Annotated in this window: 16 protein-coding genes; 6 read left to right on the top strand and 10 right to left on the bottom strand. The window is 69.0% G+C overall.

What is annotated here, in order from left to right:
• Nucleotides 1–72 precede the first annotated feature (72 nt).
• Nucleotides 73–2,874, bottom strand: coding sequence for an FAD-binding and (Fe-S)-binding domain-containing protein (locus tag ACWZJV_RS17580; protein ID WP_457177476.1), 2,802 nt, complete (start codon nt 2,872–2,874; stop codon nt 73–75).
• Between the two features lie 150 nt (nt 2,875–3,024).
• Between ACWZJV_RS17580 and ACWZJV_RS17575 the strand changes: the two genes are divergently transcribed.
• On the top strand, nt 3,025–4,383 hold the full coding sequence (locus ACWZJV_RS17575) for an MFS transporter (RefSeq protein ID WP_008362831.1): 1,359 nt from the start codon (nt 3,025–3,027) through the stop codon (nt 4,381–4,383).
• 17 nt (nt 4,384–4,400) lie between these two features.
• Nucleotides 4,401–5,360 carry an ornithine cyclodeaminase family protein gene (locus ACWZJV_RS17570; protein WP_457177474.1) on the top strand — a complete coding sequence of 320 codons (960 nt, stop codon included), beginning with the start codon at nt 4,401–4,403 and terminating at the stop codon, nt 5,358–5,360.
• Between the two features lie 473 nt (nt 5,361–5,833).
• Here the strand turns inward: ACWZJV_RS17570 and ACWZJV_RS17565 are convergent, their stop codons facing one another.
• Complete coding sequence (locus tag ACWZJV_RS17565) at nt 5,834–6,712, bottom strand: NUDIX domain-containing protein (RefSeq protein ID WP_196876532.1); 879 nt, start codon at nt 6,710–6,712, stop codon at nt 5,834–5,836.
• A 59-nt stretch (nt 6,713–6,771) separates the two neighbouring features.
• Nucleotides 6,772–8,004 (bottom strand): geranylgeranyl reductase family protein, encoded by a 1,233-nt coding sequence (locus tag ACWZJV_RS17560; RefSeq protein WP_457177472.1) that lies wholly within the window; start codon nt 8,002–8,004, stop codon nt 6,772–6,774.
• Nucleotides 8,005–8,131: 127 nt separating this feature from the next.
• Between ACWZJV_RS17560 and ACWZJV_RS17555 the strand changes: the two genes are divergently transcribed.
• Genes ACWZJV_RS17555 through ACWZJV_RS17545 form a run of 3 tightly spaced genes read left to right on the top strand, consistent with a single transcriptional unit; the run spans nt 8,132 to nt 10,943 of the window.
• Nucleotides 8,132–9,190: a FecCD family ABC transporter permease gene (locus tag ACWZJV_RS17555; RefSeq protein WP_457177470.1), complete on the top strand. Its 1,059-nt coding sequence runs from the start codon at nt 8,132–8,134 to the stop codon at nt 9,188–9,190.
• Between the two features lie 32 nt (nt 9,191–9,222).
• Entirely contained in the window at nt 9,223–10,191 is a 969-nt protein-coding gene (locus tag ACWZJV_RS17550) for an ABC transporter substrate-binding protein (protein WP_457177468.1), read from the top strand.
• Entirely contained in the window at nt 10,188–10,943 is a 756-nt protein-coding gene (locus tag ACWZJV_RS17545) for an ABC transporter ATP-binding protein (protein ID WP_457177466.1), read from the top strand. The genes ACWZJV_RS17550 and ACWZJV_RS17545 overlap by 4 nt, the downstream gene beginning before the upstream one ends.
• 3 nt (nt 10,944–10,946) lie before the next feature.
• On the opposite strand, the gene ACWZJV_RS17540 is transcribed toward ACWZJV_RS17545, so the two are convergent.
• From ACWZJV_RS17540 to ACWZJV_RS17525, 4 genes are all read right to left on the bottom strand, one after another.
• Nucleotides 10,947–11,432, bottom strand: a complete 486-nt coding sequence (locus ACWZJV_RS17540) for a pyridoxamine 5'-phosphate oxidase family protein (protein ID WP_008362844.1) — start codon at nt 11,430–11,432, stop codon at nt 10,947–10,949.
• 23 nt (nt 11,433–11,455) lie between these two features.
• Nucleotides 11,456–12,532 (bottom strand): glycerophosphodiester phosphodiesterase family protein, encoded by a 1,077-nt coding sequence (locus ACWZJV_RS17535; RefSeq protein WP_457177464.1) that lies wholly within the window; start codon nt 12,530–12,532, stop codon nt 11,456–11,458.
• Between the two features lie 30 nt (nt 12,533–12,562).
• Entirely contained in the window at nt 12,563–13,021 is a 459-nt protein-coding gene (locus tag ACWZJV_RS17530) for a DUF4232 domain-containing protein (protein ID WP_457177462.1), read from the bottom strand.
• Nucleotides 13,022–13,325: 304 nt separating this feature from the next.
• Nucleotides 13,326–13,712 carry a winged helix-turn-helix transcriptional regulator gene (locus ACWZJV_RS17525; protein ID WP_457177460.1) on the bottom strand — a complete coding sequence of 129 codons (387 nt, stop codon included), beginning with the start codon at nt 13,710–13,712 and terminating at the stop codon, nt 13,326–13,328.
• A 110-nt stretch (nt 13,713–13,822) separates the two neighbouring features.
• Here ACWZJV_RS17525 and ACWZJV_RS17520 point away from each other — a divergent pair, with 110 nt between their 5' ends.
• The gene (locus ACWZJV_RS17520; RefSeq protein ID WP_457177458.1) at nt 13,823–14,704 is read left to right on the top strand and encodes an alcohol dehydrogenase catalytic domain-containing protein; all 882 of its coding nucleotides are present in this window, start codon (nt 13,823–13,825) and stop codon (nt 14,702–14,704) included.
• Between the two features lie 53 nt (nt 14,705–14,757).
• Here the strand turns inward: ACWZJV_RS17520 and ACWZJV_RS17515 are convergent, their stop codons facing one another.
• The 3 genes from ACWZJV_RS17515 to ACWZJV_RS17505 form a co-directional block, all read right to left on the bottom strand.
• Nucleotides 14,758–18,633, bottom strand: coding sequence for a DNA-directed RNA polymerase subunit beta' (locus ACWZJV_RS17515; RefSeq protein WP_196875676.1), 3,876 nt, complete (start codon nt 18,631–18,633; stop codon nt 14,758–14,760).
• Nucleotides 18,634–18,719: 86 nt separating this feature from the next.
• Nucleotides 18,720–22,190 (bottom strand): DNA-directed RNA polymerase subunit beta, encoded by a 3,471-nt coding sequence (gene rpoB, locus ACWZJV_RS17510; protein WP_457177456.1) that lies wholly within the window; start codon nt 22,188–22,190, stop codon nt 18,720–18,722.
• Between the two features lie 330 nt (nt 22,191–22,520).
• Nucleotides 22,521–23,462: a J domain-containing protein gene (locus ACWZJV_RS17505; RefSeq protein ID WP_457177454.1), complete on the bottom strand. Its 942-nt coding sequence runs from the start codon at nt 23,460–23,462 to the stop codon at nt 22,521–22,523.
• Between the last annotated feature and the right edge of the window lies 1 nt (nt 23,463).

The following is a 23,463-nucleotide window of genomic DNA, read 5'->3' as shown; positions in this document are numbered from 1 at the left end:
GTAACGCGGGTTCACCGCTTCATTCTAGGCGTCGGCCGGGCACCAACACCCATCCCCGACCGCGGGCACCCGTCAGACCCGCGACGCGAACAGCTCGGCGAGATGCATGGTCGGCACCGAGGCGAGGTCGTCGAGCTGGACCCGGCACGACATCCCGTCGGCGAGGACGACCGCGTCGGGATGCGACCGCACAGCCGGGAGGAGATGCGTCTCCGCGACCGCGACCGACACCTCGTAGTGGCCCTCCTCGACGCCGAAGTTTCCGGCCAGGCCGCAGCAGCCCGAGACCTTGGTGACCGTCGCGCCGGCCTGCTTCAGGAGCGCCTCGTCGGCGGTCCAGCCGAGGACGGCGTGCTGGTGACAGTGCGGCTGCGCGACGACCTCGACGCCGCTCAGGTCGGGCAGGCTCACCCGCCCCTCAGCCACCAGGCGGGTCACCAGCTCGGCGAAGGTGAGCATGCCGTCGCGTACGACCTCGGCCTCCGGCAGGGCCGAGAGCTCGACCGAGTCCGAGCGCAGGGTCGCGGTGCACGACGGCTCCAGCCCGACGACGGGGACGCCGGAGGAGACATAGGGGGCCAGCGTACGGACCGTCTTCTCCATGATCTTGCGGGCGTCGTCGAGCTGGCCGGTGGTGATCCAGGTCAGGCCGCAGCAGGCCTTCTCGCCGATGACGCGCACGTTCAGCCCCTGCGACTCGAGCCACGTGATCGCGCCGTGGCCCGACTGGGCGAAGAAGTGGTCGGTGAAGGAGTCGGCCCAGATCCAGACGTCCGGGGTCTCGGTGGCGAGCCGGGCTACCGGCGCCGACCGCTTCAGCGTCTTCGGCGCGAACGCCGGGATCGAGCGCCGCTGGTCGATGCCGGCGGTCTTCTTGGCGATCTTCGCCAGCGGCGAGATCTTCAGGGACGCGTTGGCCATCTGGGTGAACGGCGCCGCGAGCCGGGCCCACTTCGGCAGCTGCCCGAGAAGAGCGTGCGAGCGCGGCCGCCGCTCCCCGAGGACGTCGTGCTTCTGGTAGAGCGCCTCCGACTTGTACGTCGCCATGTCGATGCCCGTGGGGCAGTCGGACGCACACCCCTTGCAGGCCAGGCACAGGTCGAGAGCCTCGGCGACCGCGGGGTCGCCGAGCCCGTCGACGAGCGAACCCTCCAGCGCCTCCTGCAGCACCCGCGCGCGCCCACGGGTCGCGTCCTTCTCCTCGCGGGTGGCGAGGTAGGAGGGGCACATCACGCCGATGGTCTTCGGGGCCACGCACTTGCCGACGCCGGTGCAGCGGTGCACGGCCGCGCCCAGGTCACCGGAGTCGTGGATGAGCCGCAGCCCGGTCCGGGGCAGGGCCCGGGGCCGTACCGGACGCAGGTCGTCGGTGATCGACGCCGGCCGCACGATGTTGCCGGGGTTGAGCAGGTCGGACGGGTCGCAGATGCCCTTGACCTGCTCGAAGAGCTCGATCGAGGTCTTGTCGTACATCAGAGGCAGCAGCTCGGAGCGCACCCGCCCGTCGCCGTGCTCACCCGACAGCGAGCCGCCGTAAGTGACCAGCTGCGTGGCGCACGCGGTCATGAACTCGCGGAACACCTGCGCCGACTCCGGCGAGTCCGGCGCGAAGGGGAAGTCGATGCGGCAGTGGATGCAGCCGTCGCCGAAGTGGCCGTAGGGATAGCCGTGCAGGCCGAAGTCCGAGAGGATCCCCTCGAAGTCGCGCAGCCAGGCGCCGAGGTGCTCCGGCGGGACCGCCGCGTCCTCCCAGCCGGAGTGGGCCGGCGTCGGCAGCGAGACCCCGGCCAGGCCGGCACCGTCCTCGCGGATCCGCCACAGCGCCGCCGCCTCGATCGGGTCGACGACCACCCGCGACTCCAGCGCGCCCGACTCGGCAGCGAGGCGTTTCACCAGGTCAGGAGCGTCCTGGCCGGCGACCTCGACCATCAGCCAGCCGGCGCCCTTGGGCAGGTCGGGCACGGCGCGGCCCTTGGCGCGCACCAGGTCGGCGATCCGGGCGTCCATCCCCTCGCACGCGATCAGCCGTCCTGGCGCCACCCGCAGGAGGGTGGGCACGGCGTCGGCCGCCTCGACCATCGTCGGGTAGCCGAGCACGAGCAGGAGTCGCCCGGGAGAGTCCTCGACGAGCCGCACGGTCGTCTCCAGGACGGTCGCGAGAGTCCCCTCGGACCCGGCCAGGAAGCGGTCGATCCGGCCGCCCTTCTCGGGCAGCAGGTGCTCGAGCGAGTAGCCCGAGACCTGGCGCCCGAAGCGGCCGAACTCGGTCCGCACGTGCCCGAGGTTGGCACCGACGAGCGCCTGGAGCCGCTCGGCGGTCTCCCCGGAGGAGACACCGTCGGCGTAGACCGCCTGCTCGCCGTTGCCGAAGAGCACGGTCAGCGACTCGATGTTGTCGACGGTACGGCCGTAGCCCAGCGCACGGTTGCCGCACGCGTTGTTGCCGATCATCCCGCCGATGGTGCAGCGGGTGTGGGTGGACGGGTCCGGCCCGAACCGCAGCCCGTGCGGGGCGGCCGCGCGCTGCAGATCGGCGTGGACCACGCCCGGATCGATCCGTGCGGTCCGCGCCTCCGGATCGATCTCGTAGATGGTCCGCAGGTCGCGCGTGTCCACGACGATGCCGGCGCCAACGGCGTTGCCCGCGATCGAGGTGCCCGCGCCCCGCATCGTCACCGGGGCGCCCGTCGAGCGGGACACCGAGTGCACCGCGAGCAGCTCGTCGCGGGACTGGGGCCGCACGACGACGGAGGGCACGACCCGGTAGAGGCTCGCGTCGCTGGAGTAGAGCGCCCGGGCCAGCGGCGAGTCGTCGACCCGGCTGATCCCCTGGTTGCGCAGCTCATTCGCCAGATCCGAGGCAGTCGCATTCACCCGCTCATTGTCACAGACCCCGGCGCCGCCACCGGCCAGCGCCCACCATCGGCGACCACAACGCGAACCCGTCTCATGGAGCGATATCGGGCTCTCATATAATGGGACGACCCGCGAGAGGCGGGCCCATCAACACCTCGGAGAGAGACCATGTCCGCCACCCCCGCACCGGCCAACCCGCGCTCGCGCGTGCTCGTCGCCAGTCTCATCGGGACGACGATCGAGTTCTACGACTTCTATGCGTACGCGACCGCAGCCGTCCTCGTCTTCCCCGCCCTCTTCTTCCCGGCCGGCGACCCGACCACCGCGCTCCTGGCGAGCTTCGCCGTCTTCGGCGCCGCGATGGTCGCCCGCCCGGTGGGCGCGATCTTCTTCGGTCACCTCGGCGACCGGCTCGGCCGCAAGACGACCCTGGTGATCTCGCTGCTCACCATGGGCATCGCGACCTTCCTCATCGGTGCGCTGCCGACGTACGAGACCGTCGGCTGGGTCGCCACCGCGCTGCTGGTGCTGATGCGCCTGGCTCAGGGCTTCGCGCTCGGCGGCGAGTGGAGCGGCGCGGCCCTGGTCGCGACCGAGAACGCCCCGGAGGGCAAGCGCGCCATCTTCGGTACGTTCCCGCAGCTCGGCGCGCCGCTCGGCTTCATCCTCTCCAACGGCCTGTTCCTGACCATCGCGGCGCTGCTCTCGGCGGAGGGCGCCGACCCGACCAAGCCGTCCGACGCCTTCCTGGCGTGGGGCTGGCGGGTACCGTTCCTCTTCTCCGCGGTCATGGTGATCGTCGGCCTGTGGGTCCGGCTGCGCCTGGTCGAGAGCGACGTGTTCACCAAGAGCCAGGACGCCGGCCTGGTCCGCAAGGTCCCGCTGGCCTCGGTCGTGCGCAACCAGGGCAAGCAGCTGGTCCTCGGCACCTTCTTCATGCTGGCGACGTACGTCCTCTTCTACCTGATGACCGCGTTCTCGCTCTCGTTCGGCACCGCGGCCAAGGACCTTCCGGTCGCCGGCCTTGGCTACGGCTACACGACCTTCGTGCTCATGCTGATCTTCGGCGTGATCTTCTTCGGCATCTTCACCATGGTGTCCGGTCCGCTGGCCGAGCGCTTCGGTCGCCGCCGCCTGCTGATCGCGGTCACCCTCGGAATCATCGTCTTCGGCCTGGCCTGGGTGCCGCTGGTCGACGCCGGCACCCCGGGCGTGCTTCTCTGGCTCGTCCTCGGCTTCTCGCTGATGGGTCTCACCTTCGGCCCGATGGGCGCGCTGCTGCCCGAGCTGTTCCCGACCAGCGTGCGCTACACCGGCTCCGGCATCTCCTACAACGTCGCCTCGATCCTCGGCGCCGCGGTCGCCCCGTTCATCGCGGTCGCGCTGTGGAAGCAGGCCGACGGCTCGCCCGTCCTGGTCGGCGTCTACCTCTCCGTGATGGCGGTGATCACCCTGATCTCCCTGCTGATCGGCAAGGAGACCAAGGACGTCGCGCTCGAGGAGACCGCGGAGAAGGCGACCGTCTGAGCGTCTAACGTGGCGGGATGAACGTCAGGATCCTCTCCGCCACCGACGTACGCAGCATCTTCACGCCGCAGCTCGCGCTGGAGTCCCAGCGTGAGGCGTTCACCCGACTGGGAGCCGGGGAGGCCGTCCAGCCTCCCCGGCTCCTCGTCCCGGGACCGGACTCGTCGGTCTCGTTCTGCTACTCCTCCCGGATCGCCCCCGACGCCCCCGCGGTGAGCAAGTTCGGCAGCGTCAACCCTGCCAACAAGGCTCGCGGCATGGGCGCCGTGCACTCGGTGATCACGGTCCTCGACGCCGAGACCGGCACACCGCGCGCGATCATCAACGGCGACAGCGTCACCGGCCTGCGCACCGCTGCCGCGACCACCCTCGCCATGCAGCAGCTCGCACCCGACGCCCGCACCGTCCTCGTCGTCGGCACCGGCGCCCAGGCCCGGGCCCACCTCGACGCCTTCACCGTGACCCGTCCCGACGCCGAGCTCCAGGTCTTCGGCCGGAACCCGGCGGCCGTCGCGGAGGTCGCCGGGTCGCACGATGCGGCTGCCATGACGGACCTGGAGCAGGCCGTACGGGATGCCGACATCGTCGTCCTCTGCACCTCGTCCCTCACCCCCGTGATCGAGGACGCCTGGGTCACCAACGGCACCACCGTGGCCAGCGTCGGCTCCTTCGCCCCCGACCGCGTCGAGCTGCCGCCGTCGCTGCTGACCCGCTCCACGGTCGTCGTCGACTACCGCGCGTCAGCGCTCACCGACTGCGGCCCGGTCGTCGAAGCCGTCGGCTCCGGGGCGGTCGACCCCGATCGGATCACCGACCTCGGCGCCCTCCTGACCGGCGCTGCCACCCTCGACCGCCGCGCCGCCGACGTGGTCACCTACTTCTCCGTGGGCGTCGGTGTCCAGGACGCCGCCGCGGCGGCGGTGATCCTGACCGCGGCCGAGGAGAACGGCGCCGGCACCCAAGCCGACCTGGGCTAGGAGCGATGCCCACAGCTCGAGGGGCTGGTCGTCGCTGCCAGGTCACGATGATGAGGGCGACCCCGCCAGGCCCCTGACCGCGCGGCGAACGAACTTTCTTTCGCGCTGGGAGCGTGAACGAATCTTCATTCACCCCGGACACGTGAACGAACTTTCATTCACCCCGGACACGTGAACGAACTTTCATTCACCCCGGACACGTGAACGAACTTTCATTCACCCCGGACACGTGAACGAACTTTCATTCACCCCGGACACGTGAACGAACTTTCATTCACCCCGGACACGTGAACGAACTTTCATTCACCCCGGACACGTGAACGAACTTTCATTCACCCCGGACACGTGAACGAACTTTCATTCACCCCGGACACGTGAACGAACTTTCATTCACCCCGGACACGTGAACGAACTTTCATTCACCCCGGACACGTGAACGAACTTTCATTCACGTACGACGCAGTCCACCACGACTAGGAGGCTGCCTTCTTCTCCGCATCGAGAGCCGCGGTGACCACGTCGAGGAGCGGCAGTGTCGCCAGCTCTTCGCGGGTCACCCAACGTACGTCGTCGGTGGTGCCGCCCTGCTCGACCACTCGCGGTTCCGCGTCGTCGGGGACGGTCGCGGCGAAGATGAGATGGACGCCGTGGAACTCCTCGTGACGACCGCTAGGAGCGGTGCCGGTGATGTTCACGTCGTGCACGTCGAGCAGGACGCCGACCTCACAGGTCAGGCCGCACTCCTCGGCCACCTCGCGCACCAGCGCCTCCCGCGGCTGCTCGCCGAAGTCGACCCCGCCACCGGGAAGCGTCCACGAGCCCGAGTGATAGCCGAGCGGTGAGATCCGGGTGAGCAGGATCGCGTCGTCGGCGTCCCGGGTGATGAACGCGTACGCAGCCAGCCGCTGCATCCGCGCCGGCTTGTGCACCTCGAGGGCATCGGTGACCAGCGGGGACGTCGGGATCTCGCCGCTCACCACCGCGGCGAGGGGCAGCCAGGCCGCCTCCGCCGTGGACCCGTCGACCTCCATCGTCTGCGGCTCGGGAGCGTCGTGGGGCACCCAGCCGTCGTAGACGATCCGGATCGCGTGGGAGTTGACCCGGCGGCCCAGCCGCCAGGCCTTGGCCTGGTGGACGGAGTAGACCCGCGCCTCGATGCCGACCTCGACCGGCACGCCGGCCTCCTCGTAGACCTCGCGCACGACCGCGTCGCGCGGGTCCTCGCCGTGGTCGATCCCACCACCGGGCAGCGTCCACCGCTCCTCCGGCGTGACCTTCTCCGAGAGCCGGCTGAGCAGGATCTCCGGCTCGGCGGCCGCACCCGCCCGGATGATGACGGCGTACGCCCCCACCCGCTGCACCTTCGGAAGCTTGCGTCGCCGCCCACTGCGGCCCCGATTCCGCGTCGCCATCAGCTGAACGGGGGTCGGGAGTCGAGAGCCAGCGAGCCGCGACCGGCCCAGCGCCACACCTTGGCGGCACGGTCGCGGTCCTCGTCGGTGACCAGGTTGCCCATCCACCGCAGAGCCAGCGTCATCAGCCACTCGGAGCGCATTCCGGCAGGTCCGAGGGTGGATACCAGCCGCGGTCGGGTCGCGATCCCGGCCAGGCGGCGGGCGATGGAGAACGCCTCGCCGTAGTGCTCACGCAGGGTCGCCGGCCATGCGGTGGCCAGGTCCTCGCCCGCGACGATGGCGTCGGCGACCATCCGTCCGGTCTCCAGGCCGTAGTCGATCCCCTCGCCGTTGAGCGGGTTCACGCAGCCGGCCGCGTCGCCGATCAGCGCCCAGTTGGCACCGGCGACGCCGGAGACCGCACCACCCATCGGCAGCAGCGCGGACTTCTCCGCCCGCAGCTCGCCCTTCAGCCCGAACTCGTCGCGGCACAGCGATGTGTAGTGGCGCATCAGCGGCTTGATCGCGACGTCCGCGGGCCGCTTCGAGGTGGCCAGCGCACCGGCGCCGATGTTCACCTCGCCAGATCCGAGCGGAAAGATCCAGCCGTAGCCGGGCAGCGCCTCGCCGGACTCGTCACGCAGCTCCAGGTGGGAGGAGATCCACTCGTCATCAGCCTGGTCGGAGGCGATGTAGGCCCGCCCGGCGACGCCGTAGACGGTGTCGCGGTGCCACTCGCGCCCCAGCACCTTGCCCAGCGGCGAGCGCACGCCGTCAGCCACCACGACCGACCGGCAGGCCACCTCGCGACCACCCTCGAACACGACCGCGGCGATCCGCTCGCCGTCCCAGCGCACATCGACCGCGCGCACGCCGTCGACTGCCGTCGCGCCGGACTTGATTGCCACGGTGCGCAGGTGGTCGTCGAGCTCGGTGCGCGGCACCGCGGACCCCCAGGACGGCAGCGTGCCGCCGGGCCAGGGCAGATGCAGCGTCTGCCCGAAGCCGTGCGCCCGCAGGCCCTTCGAGACCGGGTGCGCCCGCAGCCAGTCCTCCAGCCCGAGCCGGACCAGCTCGTGGGTCGCGCGCGGGGTGAGCCCGTCGCCACAAGTCTTGTCACGCGGGAAGACGGCGGCGTCGGTCAGCAGGACATCGACCCCGGCGCGCGCCAGCCAGGCCGCCGCGGCCGAGCCCGCAGGCCCTGCCCCCACGACGAGCACGTCAGCTGATTGCGGAAGGGACGAGGTCATGCGCATATCTTCCCAGACCCGCCACACGGCCGGTCAGAGAACCCTCACCTCCGCCCGGAGCGGGAGCCTGCTAGGTTATTGCAAGTTCTTCGCATTAACCCTCGGCGCAGTCTCGGAAGGCCCCCACGTGCACGACCCTCTCGGCGTACGTCGCCGCCGCCGGCGCGCCGTCATCTGGCTCCTGGGCCTCCTCGCAGCCGCCGTGACGACGGTCGTCGTCGCGGTCGGGCTGGGCGCTGCGTACGTCACGCCGGGGACAGTCGCCCAGATCCTCGGCCACCACCTCCTCGGCCTGCCCGAGACCGGCTGGAAGGCCACCGAGGAGGCGATCGTGTGGAAGGTACGCCTCCCCCGCGTCCTCCTCGGCGCCCTGGTCGGTGCGGGCCTGGCCGTCACCGGCATGGCCCTGCAGGCGATGGTCCGCAACATGCTGGCCGACCCCTACCTGCTCGGGATCAACTCCGGCGCCTCCAGCGGCGCCGCGGCGGCGATCCTCTTCGGCGCGGGCACCGGCCTGGGGGCGTACGCCCTGCCTGGCTCCGCCTTCCTCGGTGCTCTCGCCGCGTCGTTCCTGGTGTTCGCACTGGCCCGCAGCGGCGGCCGGGTCACCTCGCTGCGGCTGCTGCTCTCCGGTGTCGCGGTCGGCTATCTGCTCTACGGCCTGACCAGCTTCCTGATCTTCGCCTCGGGCTCGGCCGAAGGGGCGCGGTCGGTGATGTTCTGGCTGCTCGGCTCGCTCGGCCTGGCCCAGTGGGACGGCCTGCTCGCCGTCGTGGCCGTCGCGGTGATCGCCACGATCACCCTGCTGACCCTGTCCGGTCGCGGCCTCGACGCGCTCGCCATCGGCGACGAGACCGCGCACACCCTCGGAGTCTCCCCCGACCGGTTCCGCACGCTGCTGCTGGTCGTCGTGGCACTGACCGTCGGCGTGGTCGTCTCGGCCGCCGGCAGCATCGGCTTCGTCGGCCTGGTGGTGCCGCACCTGGCCCGCCGCGCGGTCGGCTCCGCCCATGCCGTGGCCGTCCCCGCAGCCGCGCTGATGGGCGCGATCCTCCTGGTCTGGGCCGACGTGCTCGCCCGCGTCCTGCTCCAGCCCCAGGAGATCCCGATCGGGATCGTCACCGCGCTCCTGGGAGCGCCGTTCCTCATCGTCCTGATCCGGCGCTTCTCCGCCCGCGACGTCTGACCACCCGCCCGACCCATCACCAGGAGCCCGACATGATCCGCCCCACGATCGCCACCGCCGCCCTCGTGCTGGCCACGACCACCGCCTGCGGCGCCGACGCCGCGGGCACCGAGGCCGCCCGAGACGGCTTCCCGGTCACCATCGAGAACTGCGGCGCCGAGGTCACCTTCGAGGCCCCACCGGAGCGCGTCGTGATGCTGAAGAGCTCCGCGGTGCCCTACCTGCACGCGCTCGGCGTGATGGACCAGGTCGTGGCCCGGGCCGGTGACTACCCGGCCGACTACTACGACACCGAGACCCGGGCCGAGCTCGACGAGATCCCGCTGCTCACCGACGAGATGGACACCAGCGGCCACCTGCAGATCTCCAAGGAGGTCGTGATCGCCGAGGAGCCCGACCTGGTCCTCGGCGAGGTCGACAACCTCTCCCGGGACACCCTCGACGCGGTCGACATCGATCTCCTCGAGGAGCCGGCGATGTGCCCGGAGGGCGTCGACGACCCCGGTTTCGACGACGTCTACAGCCAGCTCGAGGCCTACGGCCGCGTCTTCGACAAGACGGACGAAGCCGCCAAGGCTGTCGCTGACCTGCGCAAACGCGTCACCGACTTGGAGACGAAGAAGGTCGGCAAGGGACGCACGGCGGCGGTTCTCTACCCCACCGTCGGCGGCGGCGTGACCTACGCCTACGGCACCCGCTCGATGGCCCATCCGCAGCTCGAGGCGGCCGGGTTCGAGGACGTCTTCGCCGACGTCGACGAGCGGGTCTTCGAGGTCTCGACCGAGGACCTCCTCGAGCGCGACCCCGACGTGATCATCCTGCTCCACAACGCCGGCGACCCGGCGAAGGTCGAGGAGTCGATCACCCAGCTCGCCGGCGCCGAGGACCTCACCGCGGTCAGGAACGGCGACGTGATGGCGCAGCTGTTCAACTTCACCGAGCCGCCCTCGGCGCTCTCGGTCGACGGCCTGGAGCGGATCATCGACAGGTTCGGCCGGTGATCGAGGCCGGCGGGCTGTCCTGGACGTACGGCGCCACGAGCATCCTCGAGGACGTCGACGTCGACGCCCACGAGGGCCGGGTGCTGGGTCTGATCGGCCCGAACGGGAGCGGCAAGACCACCCTGCTCCGGATGCTCTACGGCGCCCTCCGCGGCAGCGGCACCGTCCAGATCGACGGCGACGACCTCGCCGGACTGCCCGCCAAGGAGGTCGCCCGCCGGCTGGCCGTCGTCGTCCAGGAGTCCGGCACGGACACCTCTCTCACCGCCGGCGAGATGGTGCTGCTGGGACGTACGCCGCACCTGTCCGCCTTCGCCAGAGCCGGTGAGCACGACCTGGAGATCGCCGCGGAGTGCCTGGAGCGGGTCGGCGGGACCCACCTCGGTCCACGCTCCTTCGCCGCGCTCTCCGGGGGCGAGCGTCAGCGGGTGCTCATCGCCCGGGCGCTGGCCCAGGAGGCGACCCACCTGCTCCTCGACGAGCCGACCAACCACCTCGACATCCGCTACCAGCACGAGATCCTCTCGCTGGTCCGCAAGCTCGGGACCACGGCGATCGTCGTGCTCCACGACCTCAACCTGGCGGCCCGCTACTGCGACGACGTGGTACTGCTCGACCAGCGCCGAGTGGCCGCGCGCGGCACCGTCGACGAGGTGCTCCGCCCCGAGATCCTGGAGCCGGTCTACGGCATCGGCATCGAGCGGCTCGAGCTGCGCGAGGAGATCCACCTCGTCTTCCGCCCCTCGAGCTGAGGCTCAGATCTCCGGGGCCGCCTCGACGCGGGTCTCCGGCGCCGCCTCGTCGTCCGGGTCGACCCCGGGAAGGTGCGCCTCCCAGAGCTCCACGTCCATCACGTAGAGCCGCAGCGGCGCCTCTCCGCGCAGCTCCTCGGGCTTGAACGCCCGCGCCGTCCCGACCAGCCGGTGGAACGCCACCGCGCAGCGCTTCTCGAGCTCGAAGTCCGGCACCTGGCGAGCCATCCCGGTGACGTACGCCGCGCTCGCGCCGGACCCGGGCGGGACCGAGGAGTCGAAGATGACCCCGGCCACGCGCGGGTCGCGCACGATGTTGCGGGAGTGCTGGGCGTCGGGTGCCGAGACCCAGTAGAGGTCCCGGTAACCGTCGTGGGAGAAGTAGACCGGCGACGTACGCGGCCTCCCGTCGGGATCCGAGGTCGCCAGCACCAGATAGGCGACGCTGTCGACGATCCCGCGGACGTGTCTGTCCAGATCAGCTGCCATACCCCAGAGGGTAGGCGACTTTCTTACTGGTGACCTGCGTATATACGCGGCAGCTTGTAGCCGTGCTCGGCCAGGACCTCGCGCAGCACGTCCGGCTTGTCGGTGATCAGCCCGTCGACCCCCAGCCCGATGAGGTGCTCCATGGTGGCGACGTCGTCCACCGTCCACGGCACGACCGCGATGCCGCGCGCGTGCGCCGCGTCGACCAGCTCCTGGTTCGTGAACGGCACATAGCCCGGATCGGACACCGAGCCGCCCTGCGGGTCGCCGTGGACCGGCGAGACCGCATCCGCCCCGAACGAGTCCGCGGCCGCGACGTACCGCTCCTGCAGCGACCCTTCGAAGTCGTCGATGTCGATCCCGCCCAGCCACGGCGAGGCCCCCGGCTGTCCCTGCTGGAGGAACTGCTGCCCGTTGGTCAGCGCGACGATCGACAGCCGCGGCTCGACCTCGCGGAACCGCTTCAGCGCACCCCAGTCGAAGCTCTGGATGGTGACCTGGTTGCGGATGTGTGCGCGTCGGATCTCGGCCAGGACGACGCGGACGAACTGCTCGCGCGGCGCGGTCTGCTCCGGCGCCCCCGCCTCGACCTTGGTCTCCACGTTCAGCGTGACCTGGCCGGCGTGGTAGCTGTTGACCAGCGCGAACACCTCCGAGAGCAGCGGCATCCGCTCCCCCGGCGACAGCTCCTGCTGGGGGAACTGCGGCTGGCGCATCGACCCGCAGTCGATCGTGCGCACCTGGGCGAGCGTCAGGTTCCTGATGTAGGTCCGGTTCGGCACGTACGGGAACTCCGGATCACCGGGGAACGCCGGTGCGGTGTCGACACACTTGGCCGGGTTCGGGTCCCGGTCGTGGGTCACGACCGCGTAGCCGTCGTCGGTGATCTGCACGTCGAGCTCGAGGGTGCTCACGCCCAGCTTGAGCGCCCGCGCGAAGGCCGGCAGCGTGTTCTCCACCGTCAGCGCGATGCCACCACGGTGCGCCTGGAGGTCGAAGGTACGCGGATCGCTCTCGGCGTGCGCCGGGGAAAGAGCGGAGAGGGCGGAGCTCGCCAGGAGCGCCGCGGCAACGAGGAGGCCTGCTCGGACACGTCTCATGCCCGCCAGGATCGCGCTGCCGGATGGCCGCTAGTGGAACGCGCGATGAGACAGGAGCGACACGTTCTTGTCCGCACACCCGGTCGTCTGGTGGCGGACGAACTGGGAGTCGTAGGAGTCCGGCACGTAGACCCGGAACCCGTCCACCTCGGTCGGCCTGCAGTCCGCGGCCGGGTAGTTCTCCGCCGTCGACTCGGCGACCGCGCTGACGGCCACCTGACCCGGCTTCATGATGACCTTGCGCCAACCGCCCTCACGCTTCGCGGGCGCACCGACCTGCGTGCCGTCGCCACCGCCGACGTACGAGAGACCGCCGAAGCCACCCAAGGAGCAGGCGTGGTCGGAGACGTTGGTCAGGGTGATCTCACCGAACCGCGATCCCGCGCCCGCATCGGTGGCCCGATAGCCCGCCTTCAGGTCGGCGTTGACGCACTTCGGCGTCACCGGATCCGCCGGCGCGGCGTCAGCGTTCTGAGACTCAGTCCCCACCGGCGAACCCCCCGTGGCCGCCGGTGAGGACTGAGTCGGGGACGATGGTGCACTGCTTCCCGAGGTGGGATCCGCGGTCCCGGAGGCAGATGGTGACGCGTCGACCGCCCCGTCCTTCGTCGACCCGCAACCTCCCACCGCGAGCACGCCGAGGATCCAGACGCCGACCACCATCAGCCGTAGGTGCCGCATCTTTGCTCCTCGAGTAGCAGATGCCAGCCAGATAACCCAGCCAGTTAACTCATCGTCCTACCCCTGTGACGTTCGGACCGCGGGGTTCGTTGCGTCCGATCTCGAGAAATTCTCAGACCCTGCCGTCGTACGTCGTGCGGGCCTCGTCCACCTCGGCCATGTGCTCCTCGGCCCACGCCTTGAGGTGGGCGAGGACGGGCAGCAGCGTCAGCCCGAGCGGGGTGAGCTCGTAGTCGGTCCGCACCGGCACCGACGGCGTCACCGTGCGGATCAGCAGACCGTCGCGCTCCATCCTCCGCAGCGACTGGGTCAGCATCTTCTGGCTCACCCCCTCGATCTGCGAGGCCAGCTCCGAATACCTCAGCGGGCCGCGGAGCCCCAGCGCCACGATCGCCAGACTCACCCACTTGTCACCGATCGTGTCCAGCAGCCGCCGGCTCGGACACAGCGCTGAGAACGCGTCGAATCCGCTCGGTCGTTCGGCTGTCGTCGTCCCCATGGCAGACCTCCAGGTGCGTACGCCACTTCAAAGTGCCTTCTTCCCAACGGAGAGTAGGGCACCGAAAGTAGTGCAGGCAACCAGACAGACCACCACAAAGGACGAACACCATGTACGCACTCATCTCCCGCGCCGGCGACCCGACCCCGCACCTCGAGGAGCTCCCGGCCCAGCCGCTCGGCCCCGACGACATCCGGGTCGAGGTGGCCGCCGCCGGCTTCACCCTCTTCGACGCCTTCGTCGCGAGCGACCACGCAGCCATCGGCCTCCCCGACGTGATCGGCCTCGGCTTCGACTTCAGCGGTGTGGTCACCGCGGTCGGCGAGGCCGTCTCCGGATTCGCTGTCGGCGACCGCGTCGCCGGTCTCCATGGCAACCCGGCCGCAGGCGCCCGCGCCCACGCGACCGAGGTCGTGGTGCCCGCCTCCGCCGCAGCGGCCGTACCCGACGGGCTCACGCTCGAGGCGGCCGCCGCGGCTCCGCTCAACGCGCTCACCGCCCGCCAGGCACTCGACCTGCTCGGCACCGAACGCGGCAGCCTCCTCGTCACCGGTGCCGCCGGCAGCGTCGGCCTGTGGGCATCCGGGCTGGCCAAAGCCGACGGTTGGACGGTCGACGCCCTGGTACGCCCCGGCACCGAGCACCTCGCCACCGGCGCCGACCGCGCCGTCACCGAGATCGAGCCGCACGGGCACGACGCCGTCCTGGACCTGGCAGCGCTCAACGAACCGGCGCTGGCAGGCGTACGCGACGGCGGCCGCTACGTCAGCGTCAAGCCCGGCCGGGCACCGGCGCCCGAGCGCGGCATCGAGGTCTCGACCGCGCTGAACCAGCCTGATGGGGCGATGCTCGCCGACCTCCTCCGGTTGGCCGCCGACGGCACCGTGCCGACCCGGATCGCCGCGACCCGTCCGCTGAGCAAGGCCGCCGAGGCCTACCAGGAGGCGGAGGCGGCACCGGGATCCGACGGACGCTGGCTCCTCGTGCCCTGAAAAGGACGAAGGCCCCGCCACCCGAAGGTGGCGGGGCCTTCTAGACCACTCGATCAGCTCTGGTAGGAACCGAAGTCGAAGTCGTCCAGCGCGACGGCCTGGCCGCCGGTGTTGCCGAACTCGTAGTCGTAGTTGTCGTAACCGGTCACGGAGTACGCCGCGGCACGAGCCTCATCGGTCGGCTCGACCTTGATGTTGCGGTAGCGCTCCAGGCCGGTGCCGGCCGGGATGAGCTTACCGATGATGACGTTCTCCTTCAGACCGCGCAGCGAGTCGGAGCGGCCGTTGATGGCAGCGTCGGTGAGGACGCGGGTGGTCTCCTGGAAGGAGGCCGCCGACAGCCAGGACTCGGTGGCCAGCGAGGCCTTGGTGATACCCATCAGCTCCGGACGACCCGAGGCCGGCTTGCCGCCCTCGGAGACCACGCGCCGGTTCTCCGACTCGAAGTCGATGCGGTCGGCCAGGTCGGACGGCAGCAGGTTGGTGTCACCGGACTCGAGCACCGTGATCCGGCGCAGCATCTGCCGCACGATGATCTCGATGTGCTTGTCGTGGATGGACACACCCTGCGACCGGTACACGGCCTGGACCTCGTCGACGAGGTGCTGCTGCGTCTTGCGGACACCGAGGATACGGAGGACCTCCTTGGGGTCCGGCGTACCGATGGTCAGCGCCTGGCCGACCTCGATGTGGTCGCCGTCGGCGACCCGCAGCCGCGAGCGACGGGAGACGACGTACTCCTTGACGTCCGAACCGTCGTCCGGGGTGACCAGGACCTTGCGGGCCTTGTCGGTCTCCTCGATCTCGACGCGACCGGCGACCTCGGAGATCGGCGTGACACCCTTCGGCGTACGCGCCTCGAAGAGCTCGACGACACGCGGCAGACCCTGCGTGATGTCGTCGGCCGAGGCCACACCACCGGTGTGGAACGTACGCATGGTCAGCTGGGTGCCCGGCTCACCGATGGACTGGGCGGCGATGATGCCGACCGCCTCACCGATGTCGACGAGCTTGCCGGTGGCCAGCGAGCGGCCGTAGCACTTGGCACACGTACCCGTGCGGGCCTCACAGGTGAGGACCGAACGGACCTTGACCTCGGTGATGCCGGCGCGAACCAGCTCCTCGATCTTGACGTCGCCCAGGTCCTCACCGGCGACCGCGAGAACCTCGCCGGTCTGCGGGTGCTCGATGTCGACGGCAGCCGTGCGAGCGTACGCAGCGGTCTCGGCGTTGTCGTCCTTGACGACGACGCCGCCCTGGTCGACACCGATGACCTTCGGCAGACCGCGCTCGGTGCCGCAGTCGTCCTCACGGATGATGACGTCCTGCGAGACGTCCACCAGACGACGGGTCAGGTAACCCGAGTCGGCGGTACGCAGCGCGGTGTCGGCCAGACCCTTACGAGCACCGTGGGTGGAGATGAAGTACTCCAGGACCGAGAGACCCTCGCGGAAGTTCGACTTGATCGGCCGCGGGATGATCTCGCCCTTCGGGTTGGCCACCAGGCCTCGCATGGCGCCGACCTGGCGGATCTGGTTGAAGTTACCCGACGCACCCGAGGTGACCTGCATGAAGATCGGGTTCTTGCGGTCGAACGCCTCCTCCATCGCAGCACCGACGACCTTGGCAGCCTCGGTCCAGATCTCGACGAGCTCCTGACGGCGCTCCTCGTCGGTGACCAGACCACGCTCGAACTGCTTCTGCACCTTGGCAGCCTGCTTCTCGAACGTCTCCAGGATCTCGGCCTTGTTCGGCGGCGTGGTGACGTCGTCGATGGAGACCGTGACACCCGAACGGGTGGCCCAGTGGAAGCCGTTGTCCTTGAGCGCGTCCAGCGACGCCGCGACCTCGACCTTGGTGTAGCGCTCGGCCAGGTCGTTGATGATCGCGCCGAGCTGCTTCTTACCGACCTCGTAGTTCACGAAGGGGTAGTCGGCGGGGAGGGTGTCGTTGAAGATCACCCGGCCCAGCGTGGTCTCGACGACGAGCGGGTCGCCCGCGGTCCAGCCCTCCGGGACGTCGTAGCCGATCGGCGGGACGATGTCGTCGAGGCGGATCTTGATCTTCGACTGCAGCGTGATCTCGAGGTGGTCGAAGGCCATGATGGCCTCGGCCGGGGACGAGAAGGCACGACCCTCGCCGACCTCACCGTCACGGTCGGAGGTGAGGAAGTAGAGACCGATGATCATGTCCTGGGTCGGCATGGTGACCGGACGACCGTCGGACGGCTTGAGGATGTTGTTGGTCGAGAGCATCAGGATGCGAGCCTCGGCCTGGGCCTCCGCCGACAGCGGCAGGTGGACAGCCATCTGGTCACCGTCGAAGTCCGCGTTGAACGCGGTGCAGACGAGCGGGTGCAGCTGGATGGCCTTACCCTCGATCAGCTGCGGCTCGAAGGCCTGGATGCCGAGGCGGTGCAGGGTGGGCGCACGGTTCAGCAGAACCGGGTGCTCGGTGATGACCTCTTCGAGGACGTCCCACACGACCGGGCGGGCACGCTCGACCATCCGCTTGGCGGACTTGATGTTCTGAGCGTGGCTCAGGTCCACCAGGCGCTTCATCACGAACGGCTTGAACAGCTCCAGGGCCATCTGCTTGGGCAGACCGCACTGGTGCAGCTTGAGCTGCGGACCCGACACGATGACCGAACGACCGGAGTAGTCGACGCGCTTACCGAGCAGGTTCTGACGGAAGCGACCCTGCTTGCCCTTGAGCATGTCGGAGAGCGACTTCAGCGGACGGTTGCCCGGCCCGGTGACCGGACGGCCACGACGGCCGTTGTCGAACAGCGAGTCGACGGCCTCCTGCAGCATCCGCTTCTCGTTGTTCACGATGATCTCGGGGGCACCGAGGTCAAGGAGACGCTTGAGGCGGTTGTTGCGGTTGATCACACGACGGTAGAGGTCGTTGAGGTCGGAGGTCGCGAAGCGGCCACCGTCGAGCTGCACCATCGGGCGCAGGTCCGGCGGGATGACCGGGACGGCGTCGAGCACCATGCCGGTCGGCTGGTTGCCGGTCTTGCGGAAGGCGTCGACGACCTTGAGGCGCTTGAGCGCGCGGACCTTGCGCTGACCCTTGCCGGTGGCGATGGTCTCGCGCAGGTTCTCGACCTCGGCCTCGATGTCGAAGTTCTCGAGGCGCTTCTGGATCGCCGTGGCGCCCATGTGGCCCTCGAAGTACTTGCCGAACCAGGTCTTCATCTCGCGGTAGAGCAGCTCGTCGCCCATGAGGTCCTGGACCTTCAGGTTCTTGAAGGTGTCCCAGACCTCGTCGAGACGGTTGACCTCACGCTCGGTGCGGTCGCGCAGCTGCTTCATCTCGCGCTCGGCGCCGTCCTTGACCTTGCGCTTGGCGTCGGACTTGGCGCCCTCGGCCTCGAGCGCGGCCAGGTCGGTCTCGAGCTTCTTGGCGCGGTCGTTGATCGCCACGTCGAGCCGGCCGGTCAGCATCTTGCGCTGCTGGTCGACCTTGGCCTCGAGCGAGGACAGGTCGCGGTGACGCGCGTCCTCGTCGACCGAGGTGATCATGTACGCAGCGAAGTAGATGACCTTCTCCAGGTCCTTCGGGGCGAGGTCGAGCAGGTAGCCCAGCCGCGACGGAACGCCCTTGAAGTACCAGATGTGGGTCACCGGAGCGGCGAGCTCGATGTGGCCCATGCGCTCGCGGCGTACCTTGGAGCGGGTGACCTCGACGCCACAGCGCTCACAGATGATGCCCTTGAAGCGCACGCGCTTGTACTTGCCGCAGTAGCACTCCCAGTCCCGGGTGGGACCGAAGATCTTCTCGCAGAAGAGGCCGTCACGCTCGGGCTTGAGCGTGCGGTAGTTGATGGTCTCAGGCTTCTTGACCTCGCCGTGGCTCCACGCGCGGATCTCGTCCGCGGTGGCCAGGCCGATCTTGAGCTGATCGAAGAAGTTGACGTCGAGCACGGTGGCTTCCAGTTCCTTCGTTAGTTCTTGGAAAGTTAAAGGGGACTGAGGGAGGGAGGTGCGCCCGGAGGCGCACCTCCCGCTCGTCAGACTTCCTCTACGGAAGAGGGCTCGCGGCGGGACAGGTCGATGCCGAGCTCCTCGGCGGCGCGGAAGACGTCCTCCTCCGCGTCACGGAGCTCGATCGCCGAACCGTCCTGGCTCAGGACCTCGACGTTCAGGCACAGCGACTGCATCTCCTTGACGAGAACCTTGAACGACTCCGGGATACCCGAGTCGGGGATGTTCTCGCCCTTGACGATCGCCTCGTACACCTTCACGCGGCCGGGCACGTCGTCCGACTTGATGGTCAGGAGCTCCTGCAGGGCGTAGGCGGCGCCGTACGCCTCCATCGCCCAGACCTCCATCTCACCGAAGCGCTGGCCACCGAACTGGGCCTTACCGCCGAGCGGCTGCTGGGTGATCATCGAGTACGGACCGGTCGAACGCGCGTGGATCTTGTCGTCGACCAGGTGGTGCAGCTTCAGGATGTACATGTAGCCCACGGCCACCGGCTCCGGGAACGGCTCGCCGGAGCGACCGTCGAAGAGGCGGGCCTTGCCGTCGGTGCCGACCACACGCCGACCGTCCCGGTTCGGGAGGGTCGAGGCGAGCAGACCGGTGATCTCGTCCTCACGCGCACCGTCGAAGACCGGCGTGGCCACCTTGGTGCCCGGGTCGGCCTTGTCGGCGTGGATCTTGATCAGGCGCTGCTTCCAGGCGCTGTCGTCGGGGTCGTCGGAGAGGTTGAGGTCCCAACCCTGCTTGGCGAGCCAGCCGAGGTGGAGCTCCAGGACCTGTCCGATGTTCATACGACGCGGAACACCGAGCGGGTTGAGCAGAACGTCGACCGGGGTGCCGTCCTCCATGAACGGCATGTCCTCGACCGGCAGGATCTTCGCGATGACACCCTTGTTGCCGTGACGGCCGGCGAGCTTGTCACCCACGGAGATCTTGCGCTTCTGCGCCACGTAGACACGAACCAGCTGGTTCACGCCCGGGGGCAGCTCGTCGCCCTCCTCACGGTCGAAGACGCGGACACCGATGACGGTGCCCTCCTCGCCGTGCGGAACCTTCATCGAGGTGTCGCGGACCTCGCGCGCCTTCTCACCGAAGATCGCGCGGAGCAGACGCTCCTCCGGGGTGAGCTCGGTCTCGCCCTTCGGCGTGACCTTGCCGACGAGGATGTCACCGGTGGTGACCTCGGCGCCGATGCGGATGATGCCGCGCTCGTCGAGGTCGGCCAGCATCTCCTCGGAGACGTTCGGGATGTCCCGGGTGATCTCCTCCGGACCCAGCTTGGTGTCGCGGGCGTCGACCTCGTGCTCCTCGATGTGGATCGAGGTGAGGTAGTCCTGCTGCACCAGACGCTGGGAGAGGATGATCGCGTCCTCGTAGTTGTGGCCCTGCCACGACTGGAAGGCGACCAGGAGGTTGGCACCCAGCGCCATCTCGGCACCCTGGGTCGCCGGACCGTCGGCCAGCGGGGAGCCGACCTCGACCCGGGCGCCCTCGTCGACCAGCGGCTGCTGGTTGACGCAGTTGCCCTGGTTGGAGCGCTCGAACTTGGCCAGCTTGTAGGTGGTGTAGGTGCCGTCGTCGTTGAGGGTCTCGATGACGTCGGCGGAGACCTCCTTGACGACACCGGCCTTCTTGGCGACGAGCACGTCACCGGCGTCGACCGCGGCCCGGTACTCGATGCCGGTGCCGACCAGTGGCGAGTCGCTGCGGACCAGCGGAACGGCCTGACGCTGCATGTTGGCGCCCATGAGCGCACGGTTGGCGTCGTCGTGCTCGAGGAACGGGATCAGCGCGGTCGCGACCGACACCATCTGGCGCGGCGAGACGTCGATGTAGTCGACCTCGTCGGCCAGGAGCTCGGAGACCTCACCGTCGCGCTGGCGGACCAGGACGCGCTCGGTGGCGAACTTCATGTTCTCGTCGACGGCCGCGTTGGCCTGCGCGATGACGTACTTGTCCTCGTCGTCGGCGGTCAGGTAGTCGATCTGGTCGGTGACGACGCCGTTGACGACCTTGCGGTAGGGCGTCTCCACGAAACCGAACGGGTTGATCCGGCCGAAGGAGGCCAGCGAGCCGATCAGACCGATGTTGGGACCTTCAGGGGTCTCGATCGGGCACATCCGGCCGTAGTGCGACGGGTGGACGTCTCGGACCTCCATGCCGGCGCGGTCACGGGAGAGACCACCCGGGCCGAGGGCCGACAGACGACGCTTGTGCGTCAGGCCCGCGAGCGGGTTGTTCTGGTCCATGAACTGCGACAGCTGCGAGGTGCCGAAGAACTCCTTCAGCGCAGCGACCACGGGACGGATGTTGATCAGGGACTGCGGCGTGATCGCCTCGACGTCCTGGGTCGTCATCCGCTCGCGCACGACGCGCTCCATACGAGCAAGGCCCGTACGCAGCTGGTTCTGGATCAGCTCGCCGACCGTCCGCATCCGGCGGTTGCCGAAGTGGTCGATGTCGTCGGCGGCGATGTCGATCGTGCCCTGCGGGGTCTCGAGCTGCGTACGCCCGTCGTGCAGCGCCACGACGTACTTGATCGTCGCGACGATGTCGTCGACGGTCAGGGTCTGCTGGTCGAAGGCCTCGGTCAGGCCGAGCTTCTTGTTGACCTTGTAGCGGCCGACCTTGGCGGTGTCGTAGCGCTTCGGGTTGAAGTAGTAGTTGTTCAGCAGCGTCTGCGCGGCCTCACGCGTGGGCGGCTCGCCCGGGCGCAGCTTGCGGTAGATGTCGAGCAGCGCGTCGTCCTGGGCGGTGGTGCTGTCCTTCTCCAGGGTCAGCATCATCGACTCGTACTCGCCGAACTCCTCGCGGATCTGCTCGTTGGTCCAGCCGAGGGCCTTGAGCAGCACCGTGACGTTCTGCTTGCGCTTGCGGTCGAGGCGGACACCGACGAGGTCGCGCTTGTCGATCTCGAACTCGAGCCAGGCACCACGGCTCGGGATCAGCTTGGCGGTGTAGATGTCCTTGTCGGACGTCTTGTCGGCGGTGCGCTCGAAGTAGACGCCCGGGGACCGGACGAGCTGGGAGACGACGACACGCTCGGTGCCGTTGATGACGAAGGTGCCCTGGTCGGTCATGAGCGGGAAGTCACCCATGAAGACCGTCTGGCCCTTGATCTCACCAGTGTCGTTGTTGGTGAACTCCGCCGAGACATAGAGCGGCGCGGAGTAGGTGAAGTCCTTCTCCTTGCACTCCTCGACGGTGTACTTGGGGTCGTAGAAGACAGGGCTCTCGAAGGAGAGGGACATCGTCTCCGAGAAGTCCTCGATCGGGGAGATCTCCTCGAAGATCTCCTGTAGACCGGACTTGTGAGACACGTCCTCACCCGCGGCTTCGCGGGCGGCAACCTGCTCCTGCCAGCGCTCGTTGCCGATCAGCCAGTCAAAGCTTTCGGTCTGGAGGGCGAGGAGCTGAGGGAGCTCGAGAGGCTCTGAGATCTTTGCGAAAGAGATGCGGCGAGGGGTGGAGTCACCCGACGAGGTGCGCGCGGCCAAGAGGAATCCTTCGACAAGGTTCGCAGGTGGATTCGCGCCGCCGACCACCGAACAGCCACCGGGCAGGCTGAGGGGCATATGAAGGCATGCGCAAAGCGCCATAGTACGGCATAAAAGCGCACTTCACAACACCGGGCCTCAATTAAAGTCCGGCGTTCCTTCATTCACACCTTCGGCGCCCGACCGTCGGCGTTGTCGATCGTTGCCTTGTCGAGCATCGCGGATGATCATGCGCCTCTTCGGCACCCCGGGTCAAGCATCCGCGCCAATCGGTCCGTCCTCCGGGAAGGTTGATCCGATCACTTGACAGGTAGGACGAGGCCTGCGGGCCTAGTCCTTGCTGGGCTGGGTCTCGACCTTGTCCACCAGCCACTCGTCGCCGACCTTGGTCATGGTGAGCATCGCGTACTCCTGGTAGCCGATCGGGGTGCTGCGCTGGGCGTTGGTGACCTGACGGTCGACCAGCACCAGGATCTGCACGGTGTCGTCGGAGACCCGGATGACGCCGGCGTCGACCGGGGCGAGGGTCTTCACCACGGTTTTCGTCTCGGGGACGTTGTCGACGAGCACCGCGAAGAGACGGTCGTAGTCCTCGCGGTAGTCCTTCGTCATCACGTCGTGAGCCTTGCTCTTCGACGCGTCCATCTTGCTGTAGTCGTAGGACAGCAGCGGGACCACGGCCTTCTTGGCCGCCTCGAGCGCCTCGGCGCCCTGCTCCTCGACGAGGAGCTTGTGGTTGCGGGTGATCTGCTTGCCCACCGCACCCTCGACCGTGCTGGTCGTGACGTTGTTGTTGGAGACGGTCTCCACCTTCTCCTGCCCGAAGAAGACCACACCGGCGGCCACGACCGCGGCCAGGGCGAGGGCAGCGGCGGCGACCAGGCCCCACGTCGGGAGCAGCGGGAGCGTACGGCCGCCGGGCTCCTTCGCCTCGTCGTCGGAGTCCTCGGCGTCCTCGGGAGCGGGTACGTCCTCGGCCACCGCGTCCTCGACGGCAGCGGTCTCCACGGCGGCCTCAGGGCCGTCGTCCTCGACCTCGTCGCTCTCGTCCTCCTCGTCCGCGGCAGCGGCGGCCTCCAGGGCCGCGAGCTCGGCGTCGTACGCAGCCCGCTTGTCAGCGTCCAGAAGGACCGCGGCGGCCTCGTTGAGGGTGCGGAAGCGACGGTCGGTCGGGTCCAGATCGGCGATCGCCGCCTTCCAGGCCGCCCGGATGTCGTCGGTGGCGGCGTCGGGCTCGACGTCGAGCAGGTCGTACCAGGTCGGAGAAGTCATC

It is taken from the genome of Nocardioides sp. WG-D5, assembly GCF_054031175.1.
The sequence above is the reverse complement of the archived record's forward strand: the minus strand, read 5'-3'. Positions and strand labels throughout refer to the sequence as shown.